Consider the following 16,735-nt stretch of genomic DNA (forward strand, 5'->3'; position numbering starts at 1 on the left):
CGACCGGCCGCCTGCGCTACTTGACGCCCGGGATGCGGCGCAGCGCCTTGAGTCCCGCGGTCATCACCGTGGCGTAGCGGTCCGCGCGGATCCATGGCGGCGCACCGACGGGCAGCCCACGCTCGGTGGCGATGGTCTGGGACTCGGTGTATTTGAGGATGCCGTGTTCACCGTGGCGGCGGCCGACGCCGGAGTCCTTCATGCCGCCCATCGGAGCATCCACCGACGCCCACGCAGCGGCATACGCCTCGTTGACGTTGACCGTGCCCGCCTGGAGCTTCGCCGCCACCCGCCGGCCGCGTTCCGGATCATCGGTCCACACACTGAAGTTCAAGCCGAACCGGCTGTCGTTGGCCTTGGCGATCGCCTCGTCCTCGGAGTTCACCCGGTAGACCGAGACCACGGGTCCGAAGGTCTCGTCCTCGTAGACGTCCATGCCCTCGCGCACTCCGGTCAGGATGGTCGGCTCGTAGAAGTACGGTCCGATGTCCGGCCGCGGCTGACCGCCGGTGAGCACGGTCGCCCCCTTCGACTGCGCGTCGTCGACATGTTGGCGAACCGTCTTCAGCTGGTTCTCGTTGATCAGTGTGCCCATGTCCGCGGAGTAGTCGAGGTCGGGCGTGAGCTTCAACGCCTGCGTGTACTCGACGAACCGCCCGATGAACGCGTCCCACAGCGCATCGGGGACGTATATCCGCTCGATGGAGATGCACAGCTGCCCGGCGTTGGAGAAGGCCGCTTTGACCGCGCCCCGAGCCGCCTTCGCGACATCGGCGTCGTCGAGCACCAGCAGGGCGTTCTTGCCACCCAGTTCCATCGAGTAGTCGATCAGCCGCTCCGCGGCCTGTTTGGCGACGGTCCGACCGGTGCTCGTCGAACCGGTGAACATCAGGAAGTCGGACTGTTCGATGATCGGCGTGCCCAGTTCGGACCCCGGCCCGGTGACGGTCTGCACCAGCCCCGGGGGCATTCCAGCCCGTTCGAGCAGCTGCACCGCCCACAGATGGGAGAAGGGCGTGCGGTCGTCGGGCTTGGCCAGCACGGCGTTGCCCGCGACCAGGGCAGGCAGCGCGTCGCTGATGCCGAGGGTCAGCGGGTAGTTCCACGGGGAGATGACGCCCACCAGCCCCTTCGGATGGTGGTGCTCCCACACCTCGGTGAGCATCAGCTGGACACCCTGGCGGCGCTTCGGCCGGAGGTACTTCTCGGCGGTGTTGGCGTAGTAGCGGGCGGTCAGCGCGACGTCGATGACCTCCTCGAACGCATGACGGCGGGCCTTGCCGTTCTCCAGCTGGATGAGGTCGAGCACCTCGTCCTGGTGCTCGAGCACGAGATCGTGCAGCCGGAGCAGCACCTGTGCCCGTTCGGCGACCGGACGGGCCGCCCACTCCTGCTGCACAGCGCGGGTGCGCTCCGCTGCTGCGGCGACGTCCTCGGCGGTGCAGTGCGGCACCTGCCCGAGCGGACGGCCGGTCATCGCGTCGGTGATGTCGCGCTTGCGGCTGGGGTCGGCCGCATGCACCCGGTCGGGCAGGTCCGTGAGGAGCGCGGCGACGCGGGGATGGGCGGTGCTGAATGTCGTCATGGCAGTCCTTCCGGTCAGGCGACAGGGATACCCGAACGGGTGACCGGCAAGCGCACTACTTGAGCAGCCGCGACATCCGCCGGTCGGCGAGCACCTTGCCTGCGGTCTGGCACGTCGCGCAGTACTGGAACGACTTGTCGGCGAACGACACCTCGCGCACGGTGTCGCCGCACACGGGACAGGGCAGACCGGTGCGCGCATGGACACGCAGCCCGGATCGCTTCTCGCCCTTCAGGGTTGCCGCCTGCTGCCCCACCGACCGGGACACCGCGTCGGTGAGCACCGAGATCATCGCGTCGTGCAGCGAGCCCAGCTGCGCGGCGGTCAGCCTGTTGGCGGTCGCGAACGGCGACAGGCGTGCCACGTGCAGGATCTCGTCGCTGTAGGCGTTGCCGATCCCGGCGATCACCTTCTGGTCGGTGATGACGGTCTTGAGCCGGCCGCTGTTGCCTGCCAGCAGCCGGCCGAGGTCTTCTACGGTGAGTTCGAGCGCATCCGGCCCGAGGCCGGCGATGCCCGGCACCGTGTCCGGGTCGGTGACCAGCCAGACGGCCAGCCGCTTCTGGGTGCCGGCCTCGGTGAGATCGAAGCCGGGCGCCTCGCCGGGCGTGCCGAGGTGGACGCGCAGGGCGATCGGCCCCTTGCCCGGTTTCAGCGGCGCGCCGGCGAGCTTGTCCGACCAGCGCAGCCAGCCGGCCCGGGACAGGTGGGTGATCAGATGCAGGTCGCCGATCTCGAGGCCGAGGTACTTGCCCCACCGGTTGGCGCCGGTGACCTCGCGGCCGTGCAGCGCGGTGATGGGCGGATCGAAGGTCTTGAGCACCGAGAAGGCCGAGACGTCGACGCGGCCGACGGGCAGCCCGACGGCATGGCGACGCAGGTGGTCGGCGAGTGCCTCGACTTCGGGGAGTTCAGGCATGAGACCAGTGTGCCCGTCAGCGGTCGGCCAGCAACCCGCCCGTGAGCAGCGACAGCACCCAGCTCACGAGTGACAACACGATCGCCGCCCAGATGGCCGTCCACCAGAAGTGGTCGATGGAGAGGCCCCAGTGCGTGGTGTGCTCGGTGATCGACGCGGTGATCCAGAGCATCAACGCGTTGATGACGACGTGGAACAGGCCGAGCGTGAGGATGTACAGCGGAATCGAGAGCACCTGCACGATCGGCTTGATGATGGCGTTGACCACCCCGAAGATCAGTGCGACCACACCGATGATGCCGATCTCCTGCAGCCGGTTGTCCGCACCGACGAAGCTCATCCCCGGCACGAACCAGGTGACCAGCCACAGCGCTAATCCGGTGACCGCGGTGCGGAGCAGGAAGCCCATGCCGGTGATCCTGCCACGATCGGGACGTGCCTCAGGGGCGCAGCAGGTAGGTGTCCATGATCCAGCCGTGTCGCGACCGGGCCTCGGAGCGGATGTCGGCGATCGTCTGTCCGACCTCGCCGACGGTGCCCGCCACGAGGATCTCGTCGGGCGTGCCGAGGTAGGCGCCCCACCAGATCCGCGTCGCGGGCGGACACTGCCGGAAGGCGCAGTCCGCGTCGAGCATCACCACCGCGGCGCCGGACAGTCCCTGCTCCCGCAACCGGCGGCCGGTGGTGATCAGCACCGGCTCGCCGACGTCGTTGAGCGGGATGCGGTGTCGCGCGGTGAGGGCCTGGACGGCGGTGATGCCGGGCACCACGTCGTAGTTGATGTCGACGTGGGCGCCGACCAGGTCGAGGATGCGCAGCGTGCTGTCGTAGAGCGACGGGTCACCCCACGCGAGGAATGCGCCGACGCCGTCCGGGTCGAGTTCGGTCGTGATCGCCTCGGCCCAGATCCGGGCGCGCTCGGCGTGCCAGTCGGCGACGTTGCGCCGGTAGTCGCCGTCGTTCGCGCGCTTGGGGTCGGGCATCTCGACGAACCGATAGCCGGGCGTGGTGATGAATCGCTCGCAGACGTCGCGGCGCAGCGCCACCAGATCGCTCTTGATGTCGCCCTTGTCGGCGGCGAAGAAGACCTGGGTGTCGTTGAGCGCGTCGACGGCCTGGGCGGTGACGTAGCCGGGGTCGCCCGCGCCGATGCCGATGACGTGGATGCGTCGGGTCACGCAGCGAAGTATCCGGCACCGGGATTGGGCGGCGACTTTGGCCCAGGCTGTGGTCTCAACACTGCGGTTGCATCCGGTAGTCACCTTACGAGGGGATGGAACGCAACCTGCTCACCCGCCGCCCGTCCGACCGTACGCCGCACTTCGGGGGCCGTCTACGGATTCCGTACGCCAACACCGCAACAGCTACGAATTTCGTGGGTCAGGCCTGCATGCCGTCGCGGAGCTTGCCCAGCGACTTCGCCAGCAGGCGTGACACGTGCATCTGCGAGATGCCGAGGCGGTCGGCGATCTGTGTCTGGGTGAGCGACTCGAAGAACCGCAGCCGGATGATCGTGCGCTCCCGTTCGGGCAGGGCGGCCAGCAGTGGGCGCAGCGCTTCCCGATTCTCGATTTTCGCCATGTCGGGGTCGTTGCCGCCGAGGGTGTCGGCCAGTGCCGGTGCGCTGTCGTCATCTCCGCCGCCGGTCGTGGCGTCGGTGGACAGCGTGCGGTAACAGCTCCCGGCGATGAGGCCTTCCACCACCTCGGCGCGGTCGAGTCCGAGTTCGGCGGCGATCTCGCTCGGCGTCGGTGCGCGGTTGAGCCGCTGCGACAGATCGGCCACCGCCGCGCCGAGGAGCTGATGACGTTCCTTCAACCGTCGCGGAACGTTCACCGACCAACCGCTGTCGCGGAAGTACCGCTTGATCTCGCCCATGATCGTCGGCACCGCGAAGGACAGGAAGTCGACGCCCTTGTCCACGTCGAACCGGTTCACCGCGTTGACGAGTCCCAGCCGGGCGATCTGCACCAGGTCGTCGCGGGGCTCGCCGCGATTGACGTACCGCTGAGCGCAGTGTTCGGCCAAGGGCAGGCAGCGGGCGATGATGCGGTCGCGCTGGCGCTGCTGTTCGGGCGATCCTTCCGGCAGCGACGCGAGCCCGGCGAACAGCACGAGAACGTCGGCGTAATCGGACGGCTTGGACTGAGGCCGGCGGCGCCCCACTCTCTCTTCGCGCGTCCGCTCGACTGTTGTCATGGCTGAGGAGTACCCAGAGCACGCGGTCGCCTTTTGCTCACGACCGTCAATTGGCGTAGCCGACCATCACCATAAGTTGCCCTATGCAGGTGCTATTTCAATTGACGACGGTAGCTGCGCGCCAGAGAACGCTGCGTGAATTGGCTACCGGAGAGCACCTGGCTTCGCTAATCGCACCTGCGGTCAGGCCTCGTCGCCGCCCCTGCTCCGGCGCAGCGCGGCGGCGCGTTCGATGTCCTTCTCCTCGGCGGCCTCGTTCTTCTCGAGGACGCGAGTGTCCCGCGGAGGCAGTTGCAGCTCGCGTTCGGCGGGCAGGCCGGCCTGCAGCTGCCTGCCCCGCTCGAGTTCGGCGTCGAGTTCGGCGCCGAACAGCAGCGCCAGATTGGTGATCCACAGCCAGAGCAGGAAGACGATCACGCCGGCCAGCGCACCGTAGGTCTTGTTGTAGCTGCTGAAGTTGGCGACGTAGAGCCCGAAGCCGAGCGACGCGAGCATCCACGTCAGGATCGCCACGCCGGCGCCGATGCTGATCCACTTGAACTTCGGCTGTTTCACATTGGGCGTGGCGTAGTAGAGCACCGCCACGGCCAGCACGACGAACAGCAGGATCGCCGGCCACTTCACCACGGTCCACAGCGTCACCGCGGCGCTGCCCGCACCGATCGCATCGCCGACCGCGCGGGCGACGGGGCCGCTGACCGCCAGCATGAACGCCACCGCGGCCACCGACACGACGCCGGCAAGCGTCAGCACCAGCTGCAGCGGCCGCAGCTTCCAGACCGGGCGGCCCTCCTCGACCTCGTACATGCGGTTCATCGCCCGGCCGAAGGCGCCGACGTAGCCGGATGCCGACCACAGCGCGCCCGCCAGGCCCAGGATCAGGCCGAGACCGGCCTGCGGCGACTCGACGAGCTGCTGGATGGGCCCGCGCAGCGTGTCCAGCGCCGACGACGGGGCGACGTCGTCGACGGTCTGCAGCACCGCGTCGGTGGTGCGCTGACCCTGGCCGAAGACGCCGAGCAGCGACACCATCGCCACCAGCGCCGGGAACAGCGACAGCACCGCGTAGTAGGTCAGCGCGGCCGCCAGATCGGTGCACTGGTCCTGCTGGAACTCGCGGGCGGTCTTGCGCAGCACGTAGAACCAGGACCGTTTGGTGAGGTCGGTCGGTGAGTCTGGTTTGCGCGGGTCGTCGGGGTCCGGCACCCGGTCCCGTTCGTCAGCCGTGGCGGTCATACCGGCGCGTTACCCCGGGCATCCGGTGTCAAACGCCTACCGTGGGTATCCGGTACCGCGGGTATTGACCGGGATCGGTTCCGTCACTAGCTTCACTTACATACCGACCGGAAGGGAAGTCGACGATGACGGCATCGGTGAAGCCCACTGGCCCTACCCGCGCGGAGTTCTCGGAGCGGCTGCTGAAGGGCTCGGTGAAGAAGTCCTACGCCCCGGTCGTCGACATCGACTGGGACGCACCGCTCGATCCGGACAAGTTCTACCTGCCGCCGAGAATCGTGTCGCTGTACGGAACTCCGCTGTGGGACACCATGTCCCGCAAGCAGCAGATCGAGCTGTCGCGACAGGAACTGGTCAACACACTCTCGGCGGGCATCTGGTTCGAGAACATCCTGAACCAGGCACTGCTGCGCAAGATGATGCACCAGGACCCGACCGCCCGCTCCACCCACTACGAGCTGACCGAGCTGGGCGACGAGACGCGCCACATGATCATGTTCGGCAGGGCCATCGAGCGGGTGGGCGCGAGGCCGGTCCGCCCGAAGCTCTACCAGCGGGTCGTCATCAACATGTTGCCGATGGCGTTCCAGGGCTCACTGCTGTGGGTCGCCGCCCTGATCGGTGAGGAGATCTTCGACTCGCTGCAGCGCCAGATGATGGACGACCCCGAACTGCAGCCGATGGTGCAGCGGCTGATGCGGATCCACGTCACCGAGGAGGCCCGCCACATCCAGTTCGCCCGCGACGGACTCCGCAAGCGCGCACCTCACATGCGGCGCGCCGGCAGGGTGTGGGCGGCCAACATCAACGGCGCGGGCGGACTGTTCTTCCGCCACCTGTTCAGCAACCCGGTGCCCTACGCACGCGCCGGCCTCGACGCACGCGAGGCGCGCCGCCTGGTCCGCGCCAGCGCACACCGCCGCGAGGTGCAGATCACCGGCTTCGCCCCGCTGGCCGCCTTCCTCGACGAGGTCGGGCTGCTCGGGCCGGTCGCGCGGCGGCTGTGGCGGCGCACCGGCTTCCTGCCGCAATGACCCACCGCGTCGCCATCGTCAGCACCGGATCAGGCTCCCGCACACGAGATGTGTTGCAGCACAGCGGCCTCACCGACGTCATCGTCCTCAACGGGGTGACCGACCGGTCCTTCGACAGCACCGCGCACACGTGGACCCTGCGCACCGGCGACGGCGCCGAGCATCACGCGCAGATCGTCGTCGACGAGCAGCCGGCCGAGCACACCCCCGCGCCCTACCTCGGCATCGCCGTGCACGGGATGCCGAACCATTTCCTGCTCAACGGAGCCGACCACGGTGGAAAGTCGCGTTACATCGTCGAATGCCTGCGCACGATGGAAAGCCGTGGCAGCACCCGCATCGAGGTGCGCCACAGCACCCAGCAGGTGTACAACGACAAGTCCGGCAGCGGCCGCGAGGTGATCCCCTGGCGGCGGCTGGCCAGGAAGATCCCCTCGGCGTTCCACATGAGCTCCTACCCGACGCTGGACGACGAGGTCTTCGACGGACCGGCCCGGCTGCGCATCGGTGACGACGAGTTCGACGTACGGACCCGCCTTTCCGGCCACCTCGATCCCATCGACGGCAGATACCATTGGCAGGGAACGCTTTTCGGTGATCTACCCGAGGAGCTGGTGAGCAGCACCGTGACCGTCGGCATCGGCGACCGCCACGCCGATGGCCGCATCACCGAGCGCACACCGACGGGTTATTCGGTGACGGGCGCCGGCGCTCCGCCGTTCCCGCTCGAGGACGTCGAGGTCACGCTGCCGCAACCCTGATGCGGCGGGTTACGACGGCCCACCGCGCTCGGCGGCGACCTGAGCGCCGACCCGATCGCTCGCGGTTCCGCCGTTGTCCTCGCGGCTCAGCGCATCGACGACCTTGTCCGTCTTCTCGTCGGGCATCAGTGGGGGCAGCAGCGGCGTCGCGGCGTCGACCATCGCCTCGATGACGAACGGCCGGTCGGCGCTCAGCGCCCGCTCCCAGGCCTCTGCGGCCTGACCGGATTCGGTGATCCGGGCGCTGCCCAGTCCGAGCAGCTCGGCGTATGCAGCGTAGGGAAACATCGGAACATTCTGAGAGGCCGGGAATCTGGGGTTGCCCTCCATCTCGCGCTGCTCCCAGGAGACCTCTGTCAGGTCGCGGTTGTGCAGCACCAGCACGACGAATCGTGGGTCGGACCACTCCCGCCACCGGTCGGCGAGGGTGATGAGTTCGAGCAGTCCGCTCATCTGCATGGCGCCGTCGCCGACCAGCGCCACAACGGGCCGGTCGGGTGCGTCGAGTTTCGCGGCGATGCCGTAGGGCAGTGCGCATCCCATCGACGCCAGGTAGCTCGACACGTGGGCGGGCACGCCGCGGGGCAGCCGCAGATGTCTGGCGTACCAGTACGTCGACGACCCGACGTCGACGGCCACCCGTGCATCATCGGGCAGCACCTCCGACAGCGCGCCCACCACGGCCTCGGGGTTGGCGTCCGTTCCCACCACGCCGCGGCGGTCGGCCGCGATCTCCGTCCAGTGCCGCACCCAGTCGTGTACGCGGCGCTGCCAGTCGCGGTCGTCCTTGCGGGTGAGCATGGGCAGCAGGGCCGAAAGGACATGTGCCGCATCGCCGATCACCGGCGCCTCGACGGGATACTTGGCACCCACGACGCGCGCCTCGACGTCGATCTGCACCGCGCGGGCCTGCCCGGGTGCGGGGTAGAACTCCGTCCAGGGGTCGTTGCAGCCGACGATCAGCAGTGTGTCGCACTCAGCCATCAGGTGCGCGCTCGCCGTGGTGCCCAGATGGCCCATCACGCCGGTGTGCCAGGGCGCCGACTCGTCGAGCACCGGCTTGCCGAGCAGCGACACGGTGACGCCCGCGCCCAGAACGTCGGTGACGGCGGCGATCTCGTCGGCCGCGCCCGCGCCGCCCCGGCCCACCAGCAGGGCGATCCGCTCCCCCGCGTTCAGCACCTCCGCGGCCGCCCGCAACTGTTCTTCGGGTGCGCGCACCTGCGGCCTGGCCGCGACGGCGGCCGACGGCACCACACCGTGACTGTGTTCGAGCTGGTCGGGCATCGCCGCCTGCTGCACGTCGTGCGGGACGATCAGACACGTCGGCGTCGACGTCGCCAGCGCGGTGCGCATCGCGTTGTCGAGGGCCATCAACGCCTGCTCGGGGGCGAACACCGTCTGCACGTACTGCGCGCAGACGTCCTTGAACAGCGCGTGCAGATCCACCTCCTGCAGATAGCCGCTGCCGAGCGCGGTGCTGACCACCTGCCCGACGATCGCCACCACCGGCCTGCGATCGAGCTTGGCGTCGTACAGGCCGGCCAGCAGGTGGATGGCGCCAGGTCCCTGAGTGGCGGTGCAGACGCCGACGTGACCGGTGTACTTGGCGTGTCCGCACGCCATGAATGCCGCCATCTCCTCGTGCCGGGTGGCGACGAACTCCGGCTCACCGGAGCGCTGCAGCGCGCCGAGCAGTGTGTTGATGCCGTCCCCCGCATAGCCGAATACGCGGGTGATTTCCCAGTCCCGCAGTCGCGCCACGAGCGCGTCAGCGACTGTCTGCTCCGATGCCATGCCGTCGGCTTACCCCGGCGGCCGTGATCAACACCACCGCGAGCACTGCGCCGACGGCGCCCGAGACGAGCAGCGGCACCGTTCCGTCGGTGCCCCAGGCGAACCCGGCCCACAATCCCGCCGTCAGGACGGCGAATCCGCTCAGGCCCTGAAACAGGCCCTGCGCGCTGGACTGCACGTCGTCACCGACCAGCGACGAGATCCAGGCCTTGCCGACGCCGTCGGTGCAGCCGGTGAACAGTCCGTACGCGCCGACCAGCAGCCACGCCAGCACCGGGTCGGTGGTCAGACCCAGGCCGGCGTAGCCGATCGCGAAGAACACCAACCCGACACCGAACACCGCGGGCCGCCCGATCCGGTCGGCGAGCAGCCCGGCCGGGAAGCTCGCCACCGCATACACCAGGTTGTAGGCGACATAGGCCAGGATCACCTCGGGCACCGAGAAGCCGATCTCGTTGAGCCGCAACAGCAACAGCGCGTCCGGAAAGTTCACCAGGCCGAAGACCACCAGCAGTGCGGTGACGCGCCAGTACCGCCGCGGCAGGTCGCGAACGCGGGAGAACAACGGCTGCCGGTGCGGCCGCGGCGCGACGCGGCGCTTCTCCCGGACGAGGAACACCAGCGCGACGCTCAGCACGGCCGGCACGACCGCCACCCACAGCAGCGGGGCGATCTGTTCGTCGAGCAGGTGGTATCCGGCGAGCCCGAGCAGCGGTCCCACCACCGCGCCGAGGGTGTCCATCGCCCGGTGAAAGCCGAACACCCGGCCGCGCGCGGTGACGTCGACGTCCACCACCAGCAGTGCGTCGCGCGGCGCACCGCGCAATCCCTTACCGAGCCTGTCGACCACCCGCCCGGTCAGCACACCGGGCCACGCACCCGCGGCGGCCACGATCACCTTGCCGAGCGCGGCCACGCCGTACCCGGTCGCGATGAGCGGCCTGCGGGCGAACCGGTCCCCCAGCGGGCCTGCCGCCAGCTTGGTCAGCGACGCGGCGCCCTCGGCGGCACCCTCGACGGCACCGACCACCGCGACGGGTGCCCCCAGCACCGAGGTGAGGTAGATCGGCAGCAGCGGGTAGAGCAGTTCACTGGCGCAGTCCTGCAGGAACGACACCGCAGAGAGCACCCGGACGTTGCGGGTGAGCCAACCCGGGCGCCGGGGCGTGTGCACCTAGGTCATGATGCCCGACGGCTCAGCTGGGATTCTCGTTCGTCAGCGCGTGAAACCCCTTGGCCTGGGCGCGTGCCAGGGACGCACGGACCAGGCCGACGATCATACCCTGCACGGCGGCGGCGATGAAGATCTCCTTCGCGGAGCTCTGCAGATCCATCGGTTCCGGCGGCTCCTGGCCGGACGGGTTCGCCCGCTGCCAGATCTCGGTGAAGATCTTCCCGGCCAGCAGACCTCCGACGATGCTGCTGGCAAGGGCTAACGGCTTGTACATCGTTTTGGCGGCGCTCACGCTGACGAAGTTCCCGGGTGAGCCAAAGCCAAACCTCGAACTAGAACACGTTCTAGTATTCGGGGGACACCCGACAACGAGGAGACGACGTGCGGTTCACCTACGCCGAGGCCATGACCGACCCGACGTTCTACATTCCCCTGGCGAAGGCGGCCGACGAGGCGGGCTACCACGCCATGACCATCCCGGACAGCATCGCCTACCCGTACGAGTCGGACTCGACCTATCCCTACACCCCCGACGGCGACCGCACATTCCTCGACGGCAAGGCCTTCATCGAGTCCTTCGCGCTGATCGGTGCGCTGTCTGCGGTGACCACGCGGCTGCACTTCAACATCTTCGTGCTGAAGCTGCCGATCCGCCCGCCGGCCCTGGTGGCCAAGCAGGCGGGCTCGCTGGCCGCGCTGTTCGGCAACCGGCTCGGCCTCGGCGTCGGCACCAGCCCGTGGAAGGAGGACTACGAGATCATGGGTGTGCCGTTCGCCCGCCGCGGCAAGCGGATGGACGAGTGCATCGACGTCATCCGCGGCCTCACCACCGGCGAGTACTTCGAGTACCACGGCGAGTTCTACGACATCCCGAAGACCAAGATGACCCCCGCCCCGAGCGAGCCGATCCCGATCCTGATCGGCGGGCACGCCGAGGCGGCGCTCAAGCGCGCCGCCCGCAACGACGGCTGGATGCACGGCGGCGGTGACCCGGAGGAACTCGACGGGCTGATCACGCGCATCCAGCAGCTGCGGGAGGAGGAGGGCCGCGACGGCCCGTTCCAGATCCACGTCATCTCCATCGACGGGTTCAGCGCCGACGGCGTCAAACGCCTGGAGGACAAGGGCGTCACCGACGTCATCGTCGGCTTCCGCATCCCCTACATCAAGGGACCGGACACCGAGCCGCTCGACGCGAAGATCCGCAATCTGGAGTGGTTCGCGGAGAACGTGATCGCCAAGCTCTGATCCGGTTGCGATGGCGCCGGTTGGGTAACCGCCCATAGATGGCCGGTATGGACGAGCAACGCAACGGCGCCCTTCGGGGCGTGGTGGCCGTCGGCGCGTCCGCCGGTGGGGTGGAGGCGTTGACCACGCTGGCCGCCGGCCTCCCCGCCGACCTCCCGTACGCGGTCGTGATGACGCTGCACCTTCCCCCGACCTCACCCAGCGTGCTGCCCAGGATCATCGACCGCGCCGGACCCCTGCCCGCCGTCGCGGCCACCGACGGCGCACACATGCGACCGGGCCAGATCACCGTCGCCGTCCCCGGCCACCACCTCCTCGTGGTCGGCCATCACGTGAGACTCTCGGAGGGCCCGACGGAGAACGGCCATCGCCCGGCGATCAACGCCCTGTTCCGCTCAGTCGCCCTGGCGTTCGGGCCGCAGTCGTTCGGAGTGCAGATGTCCGGCGTGCTCGACGACGGCGTGCTGGGGCTGGCCGCCATTCATTCCAGGGGTGGGACCACCGTCGTCCAGGATCCCGACGACGCGGCGTTCCCGGCGATGCCGCGCAACGCCATCAACGCCGGCGTTGTCCATCACCAGGCGCCAGCCGCCGACATCGGTGCGCTGCTGGCCACGCTGGCCGACCGAGAGACCGAGGAACGCGAGATGGAACCCGACATCGGCATGGAACTCGAGAACCGCATCGCGATGGGCAGCAGATTCGACATGTCCATCGACTCCGAGGCCCTCGGCCCGCCGTCGGGGTACACCTGCCCGGACTGCAACGGCTCCCTGATGACGGTGAGCGAGACCGGCTTTCGCTGCCGCGTCGGTCACGCCTGGTCGGCCGAGACACTGCTCGCCGCGCGCGACGACGAGATCGACAACGCGTTGTGGATCGCCCTGCGGAGCCTGCAGGAGAAGGCTCGGATGGCGCGGAAACTGGCCGACAACGTCGGCCCGGGCAGGCTGGGCCAGCGCTATTCCGATGTGGCAGACGAGTCCGAGCACGCGGCGACGGTGCTGGGGCAACGACTCGCCGCCGTGACCCCATCGTCGGGAGGACAGGGTGACGGCTGACCCGGGCGAGCTGACAGTGGCCACCACTTCGGTGGCCGAGGCGACGGTGCTCACCCCCGACGGCGTGCTGGATACCACTACCTATCTGCCACTGCGCGACAGCATCATCAAGGCCGCCCTGGACGAACCGCGCGCCGTGATCGTGGACATCGCGCACCTGGATGTGCCCGCGCAGACCGCGCTTGCCGTGTTCACCAGTGCCCGCTGGCACGTTCAGCGCTGGCCGGAGGTGCCGATCGCACTGGTCTGCGAGCACGCCGACTCCCGGGATGCCGTCGTAAAAAACGGGGTCGCGCGCTATGTCCCGGTGTATCCGACCGTCGACGAGGCGCTGCAGGCGTTGTCCGGTCCGGCCAGGCCGTACCGGCGTCGCGCCCGCACCGAGCTCCCCGCCGATGTGTCGAGCCTGCGGCGATCACGCGACCTCGTGGCGCTGTGGCTGACCGCGTGGTCGCATCAGGATCTGGTGCCGGTCGCCAAGGTGGTGGTCACGGTTCTGATCGAGAACGTGCTCGCACACACCGACGGCCCGGCCGACCTGCGGGTGGAGACCGACGGCACCGCGGTCACCGTGGCGGTCGCCGATGCCAGCCACGTCCCGCCCGGCCTCCGCGAGGACCCGGCGGCCGACCCCGGCCCGTCCGGCCTTCAGGTGGTCGCCGCGCTGTCCCGCATGTGGGGAACGGCGCCGACGCCGACGGGCAAGACGGTGTGGGCGGTGGTGGGCTCGGAGAACCGGTTGTAGCGCGTAGCGTTCGGTGCGCGGCGTATGGTCGGCGCACGGTACGAATCGGACAGCGGGGACATCACCGTTAACGGCGACATAGACGAGGCATTCGAGGCCCTGCTGCGCTTCCTGCGCGATTCCCGGGGCTTCGACTTCACCGGCTACAAGCGGACGTCGCTGATGCGGCGGGTGCGGCACCGGATGGACCAGGCCGGCTACCAGACCTTCGAGGAGTACCTCGACGTGCTGCAGGCCAGCGCCGACGAGTTCGCGGCGCTGTTCAACACCATCCTCATCAACGTCACCGCCTTCTTCCGCGACCCGTCGGCGTGGGACTTCGTCCGCGACCACGTGATCCCGACCCTGCTCGCCGATCGCGGACCCAACGACCCCATCCGGCTGTGGAGCGCCGGGTGCGCGTCGGGCGAAGAGGCCTACAGCCTGGCCATCCTGCTGGCCGAAGCCATCGGACCGGAGGCCTTTCGGCGCCGGGTGAAGATCTACGCCACCGACGTCGATGAGAACGCCCTCGCCGCGGCGCGGGCCGGCTACTACTCCGAGAAGGACCTCGAGGCGGTGCCGAAAGCGTTGCGGGAGCAGTACTTCGAGGCCAGCAACGGCCGGTTCGGCTTCCGCAAGGATCTCCGCCGCGGGGTGATCTTCGGACGCAACGACCTGGTCAAGGACGCGCCGATCTCCCGTGTCGACCTGCTCAGCTGCCGGAACACGCTGATGTATCTCAACGCCGAGACGCAGAAGACCGTGCTCGACAGGCTGCATTTCGCGCTCGCGCCCCAGGGCGTGATCTTCCTCGGGCACGCCGAGATGCTGCTGAGCCACACCGACCGGTTCACCGCGATGGACATGGACAGCCGGGTCTTCCGCAAGGCGCCCGGCTCGCACACCAATCTGGAGCGGTACAACCCGAACAAGCCCAGGGCCCGCCAGGGCGATCTGTCCGGGTTGGATCCGTTGCGCGACATGGCGTTTCGCACCGGCCCCGTTCCGCAGATCGTGGTGACCGGTGACGACACCGTCGCGATGATCAACGAGCAGGCCGAGCGGATCTTCGGCCTGACGCTTCGCGACGTGGGCCGGTTGCTGCGCGACCTCGAGGTGTCCTACCGGCCCATCGAGCTCCGGAACTACTTGGAGCAGGCCAAGGCGGAGCGCCGGTCGGCGATCATCCAGGACGTCCAGTGGCAGCGTGCCGGATCGGCCACCACCTGGTACGAGGTGCACGTCAATCCGCTGCTCGATACCGACAACACGGCGGTCGGGGTGTCCATCGCCTTCTTCGACGTCACCACCACGCGCGGACTGCTGGACAAGGTCACCGAGGGCAGCAGGCAACTCGAATCCGCCTACGAAGAGCTGCAATCCACCAACGAGGAACTCGAGACCACCAACGAAGAGCTGCAGTCCACCATCGAGGAACTCGAGACCACCAACGAAGAGCTGCAGTCCACCAACGAAGAGCTCGAGACGATGAACGAGGAGCTGCAGTCCACCAACGACGAACTGCACACCATCAACGACGCGCTGCGCGAGCGCGGCATCGAACTCGACCAGGCGAGGTCCTTCCTCGGCTCACTGCTCACCTCGATCCATCTGGGAGTCGTCGTGGTGGACCGGGAGATGCGGGTCGTGGTGTGGAACCGCGGCTGCGAGGACCTCTGGGGCATCCGGTCGGACGAGGCGATCGGCGCGCCGCTCGGTGGTCTGGACATCGGCCTGCCGATGGCCGAGGTGAAGCCCCTGATCGGGCGGGCGTTCGTCGAACCCGACGCCACCGAGGAGACCGTCATCGAAGCGATGAACCGACGTGGTCGCACCATCTCGCTACGGGTCACCTGCCGGGCCTTCGTCGAAAGTGGCGCCGTCAACGGTGCCCTGCTGCTGATGGAGGCTCAGGGCTGAGCGTGTAGGCGCCTAACTCAGCCTGCGGAAGTCCTCGCCCTCGAGTTTGGTCTGCTCTGCCGCTGCGGCGTCGTGATGCTCTGCGGCCTCCCGGTGGCGGGCCGCCGCATCCTGGTGAGCGTTGATGTCGGCCTCACCGGCGCTGACGGCGGCCTGCTCGTGCGCCGCCGCCGCGCGGCGGTGCGACTCACCCGCCTCCGCGTGCCGGCCTGCGGACGCCTTGTGCGCCTCGACGGCTCGGGCGAGCGCCTGTTCGGCACGGCGGCGAGCCTGTTCGACCGATTTCGCGGAAGACGTCACGCCGTGGGCGAGTTGGTCGCCGCGCTTGCGCAATTCGTCGGCACGGGCGGCGGCGGCCCGGCCGCGGGCGATCGGCGATTCGGCGTCGGGGTCCGACTCGGGTGTCATCGGACCGGATGATTTCTGGCGACGAGTTGCCCGGCGACCTCGACCAGCGGCGTGTTGGTGTCCTGGGACAGCCGCTTGAGCAGATCGAACGCATGCGCGGCGTCGACGTCGAAGCGCTCCATGATGATGCCTTTCGCCGTGTGCGTGGCGAAGATCAGCCCGATCTCGACGCCCTGCGGCGTGAACGCGTTCGGTTCGACGGCGTAGAAGTTGAGGGCGCCGGACAACTTGGGCCCGGTGAAGAGCTCGAAGGACAACACCGAGCGCACATCGCTCTGCGCCAACACCTCTCGGCAGTAGTCCGGCCATCGGGTCTCGCGGGCGAGGTCGTCGACCCGGACCGTGTGGTTCTCCCACGCAGCCGCCAGGCAGGGCCCCTGCCGATGCTGCTGCTGGATCTGGTCGAGCAGCGTCGCGACCGAATGGGTACCGGCGACATTGCGCACCTTGCCGTCGCGGTGGGCTTCGGTGATGCCCGCGTATGTCGCATCAGGCAATGATTCGACCGCGCCCGCGGCCAGATCGTGCAGCACGGCGGCTGCGTCGGCACCCGAGATTCGACCCAGCTCGCGGGTCACCTCGGCGAGCTGCTGCGCGATCTTTTCCTGGGATGCTGCCGACACGGCGATCCGTTCCGTTGGTGAGTCAGCCCAACGCTACGCCGAA

General features: G+C 68.7%; 17 protein-coding genes and 1 pseudogene. 6 read left to right on the top strand and 12 right to left on the bottom strand.

What is annotated here, in order from left to right:
• Positions 1 to 16: 16 nt before the first annotated feature.
• The 7 genes and pseudogenes from AB0K11_RS09350 to AB0K11_RS09380 form a co-directional block, all read right to left on the bottom strand.
• Positions 17 to 1,585 carry a succinic semialdehyde dehydrogenase gene (locus AB0K11_RS09350; RefSeq protein WP_364975085.1) on the bottom strand — a complete coding sequence of 523 codons (1,569 nt, stop codon included), beginning with the start codon at positions 1,583 to 1,585 and terminating at the stop codon, positions 17 to 19.
• Positions 1,586 to 1,640: 55 nt separating this feature from the next.
• Entirely contained in the window at positions 1,641 to 2,108 is a 468-nt protein-coding gene (locus tag AB0K11_RS09355; protein ID WP_364976717.1) for a zinc finger domain-containing protein, read from the bottom strand.
• Between the two features lie 153 nt (positions 2,109 to 2,261).
• Positions 2,262 to 2,504, bottom strand: a pseudogene (locus AB0K11_RS09360) (DNA-formamidopyrimidine glycosylase family protein); the annotation flags it as partial.
• Positions 2,505 to 2,520: 16 nt separating this feature from the next.
• Positions 2,521 to 2,913, bottom strand: coding sequence for a phage holin family protein (locus AB0K11_RS09365; protein WP_364975088.1), 393 nt, complete (start codon positions 2,911 to 2,913; stop codon positions 2,521 to 2,523).
• A gap of 31 nt (positions 2,914 to 2,944) precedes the next feature.
• Positions 2,945 to 3,682 (bottom strand): precorrin-6A synthase (deacetylating), encoded by a 738-nt coding sequence (cobF, locus tag AB0K11_RS09370; RefSeq protein ID WP_364975090.1) that lies wholly within the window; start codon positions 3,680 to 3,682, stop codon positions 2,945 to 2,947.
• Between the two features lie 202 nt (positions 3,683 to 3,884).
• Complete coding sequence (locus AB0K11_RS09375; protein WP_364975092.1) at positions 3,885 to 4,703, bottom strand: SigB/SigF/SigG family RNA polymerase sigma factor; 819 nt, start codon at positions 4,701 to 4,703, stop codon at positions 3,885 to 3,887.
• Between the two features lie 183 nt (positions 4,704 to 4,886).
• The gene (locus tag AB0K11_RS09380) at positions 4,887 to 5,939 is read right to left on the bottom strand and encodes a YihY/virulence factor BrkB family protein (RefSeq protein WP_364975095.1); all 1,053 of its coding nucleotides are present in this window, start codon (positions 5,937 to 5,939) and stop codon (positions 4,887 to 4,889) included.
• Positions 5,940 to 6,064: 125 nt separating this feature from the next.
• On the opposite strand from AB0K11_RS09380, the gene AB0K11_RS09385 reads away from it, so the two are divergent.
• Both AB0K11_RS09385 and AB0K11_RS09390 read left to right on the top strand, forming a co-directional pair.
• Positions 6,065 to 6,973, top strand: a complete 909-nt coding sequence (locus AB0K11_RS09385) for a diiron oxygenase (protein WP_364975097.1) — start codon at positions 6,065 to 6,067, stop codon at positions 6,971 to 6,973.
• Positions 6,970 to 7,734, top strand: a complete 765-nt coding sequence (locus tag AB0K11_RS09390; RefSeq protein WP_364975099.1) for a DUF4873 domain-containing protein — start codon at positions 6,970 to 6,972, stop codon at positions 7,732 to 7,734. The genes AB0K11_RS09385 and AB0K11_RS09390 overlap by 4 nt, the downstream gene beginning before the upstream one ends.
• Before the next feature lie 9 nt (positions 7,735 to 7,743).
• Here AB0K11_RS09390 and AB0K11_RS09395 read toward each other — a convergent pair whose 3' ends face one another.
• Genes AB0K11_RS09395 through AB0K11_RS09405 form a run of 3 tightly spaced genes read right to left on the bottom strand, consistent with a single transcriptional unit; the run spans position 7,744 to position 10,997 of the window.
• A complete protein-coding gene (locus AB0K11_RS09395; protein ID WP_364975102.1) occupies positions 7,744 to 9,531 on the bottom strand; it encodes a thiamine pyrophosphate-requiring protein in 1,788 nt (595 codons plus the stop codon).
• A complete protein-coding gene (locus AB0K11_RS09400) occupies positions 9,506 to 10,705 on the bottom strand; it encodes an MFS transporter (RefSeq protein WP_364975104.1) in 1,200 nt (399 codons plus the stop codon). Before AB0K11_RS09400 ends, AB0K11_RS09395 begins: the two co-directional genes overlap by 26 nt.
• 22 nt (positions 10,706 to 10,727) lie before the next feature.
• Positions 10,728 to 10,997, bottom strand: coding sequence for a DUF4235 domain-containing protein (locus tag AB0K11_RS09405; RefSeq protein WP_264010719.1), 270 nt, complete (start codon positions 10,995 to 10,997; stop codon positions 10,728 to 10,730).
• A gap of 89 nt (positions 10,998 to 11,086) precedes the next feature.
• Between AB0K11_RS09405 and AB0K11_RS09410 the strand changes: the two genes are divergently transcribed.
• The 4 genes from AB0K11_RS09410 to AB0K11_RS09425 are packed head-to-tail and all read left to right on the top strand — an operon-like array spanning position 11,087 to position 15,661.
• A complete protein-coding gene (locus AB0K11_RS09410; protein WP_364975111.1) occupies positions 11,087 to 11,953 on the top strand; it encodes a TIGR03619 family F420-dependent LLM class oxidoreductase in 867 nt (288 codons plus the stop codon).
• Between the two features lie 38 nt (positions 11,954 to 11,991).
• Positions 11,992 to 13,014, top strand: coding sequence for a chemotaxis protein CheB (locus AB0K11_RS09415; protein WP_364975114.1), 1,023 nt, complete (start codon positions 11,992 to 11,994; stop codon positions 13,012 to 13,014).
• On the top strand, positions 13,004 to 13,759 hold the full coding sequence (locus tag AB0K11_RS09420; RefSeq protein ID WP_364975116.1) for an STAS domain-containing protein: 756 nt from the start codon (positions 13,004 to 13,006) through the stop codon (positions 13,757 to 13,759). Before AB0K11_RS09415 ends, AB0K11_RS09420 begins: the two co-directional genes overlap by 11 nt.
• A 24-nt stretch (positions 13,760 to 13,783) precedes the next feature.
• Complete coding sequence (locus tag AB0K11_RS09425; RefSeq protein WP_364975118.1) at positions 13,784 to 15,661, top strand: CheR family methyltransferase; 1,878 nt, start codon at positions 13,784 to 13,786, stop codon at positions 15,659 to 15,661.
• Between the two features lie 12 nt (positions 15,662 to 15,673).
• Here the strand turns inward: AB0K11_RS09425 and AB0K11_RS09430 are convergent, their stop codons facing one another.
• Together AB0K11_RS09430 and AB0K11_RS09435 are read right to left on the bottom strand one after the other, a co-directional pair.
• Positions 15,674 to 16,069, bottom strand: a complete 396-nt coding sequence (locus tag AB0K11_RS09430; RefSeq protein WP_364975121.1) for a hypothetical protein — start codon at positions 16,067 to 16,069, stop codon at positions 15,674 to 15,676.
• A complete protein-coding gene (locus tag AB0K11_RS09435) occupies positions 16,066 to 16,692 on the bottom strand; it encodes a GAF and ANTAR domain-containing protein (protein WP_364975123.1) in 627 nt (208 codons plus the stop codon). Before AB0K11_RS09435 ends, AB0K11_RS09430 begins: the two co-directional genes overlap by 4 nt.
• Between the last annotated feature and the right edge of the window lie 43 nt (positions 16,693 to 16,735).

The organism is Mycobacterium sp. NPDC050551, from assembly GCF_040674075.1.
Lineage (GTDB): Bacteria > Actinomycetota > Actinomycetes > Mycobacteriales > Mycobacteriaceae > Mycobacterium.

Coding starts and splice junctions, on each gene's coding strand:
- AB0K11_RS09350 (WP_364975085.1), bottom strand. CDS start 1,585: ATGACGACATTCAGCACCGCCCATCCCCGCGTCGCCGCGCTCCTCACG.
- AB0K11_RS09365 (WP_364975088.1), bottom strand. CDS start 2,913: ATGGGCTTCCTGCTCCGCACCGCGGTCACCGGATTAGCGCTGTGGCTG.
- AB0K11_RS09375 (WP_364975092.1), bottom strand. CDS start 4,703: ATGACAACAGTCGAGCGGACGCGCGAAGAGAGAGTGGGGCGCCGCCGG.
- AB0K11_RS09380 (WP_364975095.1), bottom strand. CDS start 5,939: ATGACCGCCACGGCTGACGAACGGGACCGGGTGCCGGACCCCGACGAC.
- AB0K11_RS09385 (WP_364975097.1), top strand. CDS start 6,065: ATGACGGCATCGGTGAAGCCCACTGGCCCTACCCGCGCGGAGTTCTCG.
- AB0K11_RS09390 (WP_364975099.1), top strand. CDS start 6,970: ATGACCCACCGCGTCGCCATCGTCAGCACCGGATCAGGCTCCCGCACA.
- AB0K11_RS09395 (WP_364975102.1), bottom strand. CDS start 9,531: ATGGCATCGGAGCAGACAGTCGCTGACGCGCTCGTGGCGCGACTGCGG.
- AB0K11_RS09415 (WP_364975114.1), top strand. CDS start 11,992: ATGGCCGGTATGGACGAGCAACGCAACGGCGCCCTTCGGGGCGTGGTG.
- AB0K11_RS09425 (WP_364975118.1), top strand. CDS start 13,784: ATGGTCGGCGCACGGTACGAATCGGACAGCGGGGACATCACCGTTAAC.
- AB0K11_RS09430 (WP_364975121.1), bottom strand. CDS start 16,069: ATGACACCCGAGTCGGACCCCGACGCCGAATCGCCGATCGCCCGCGGC.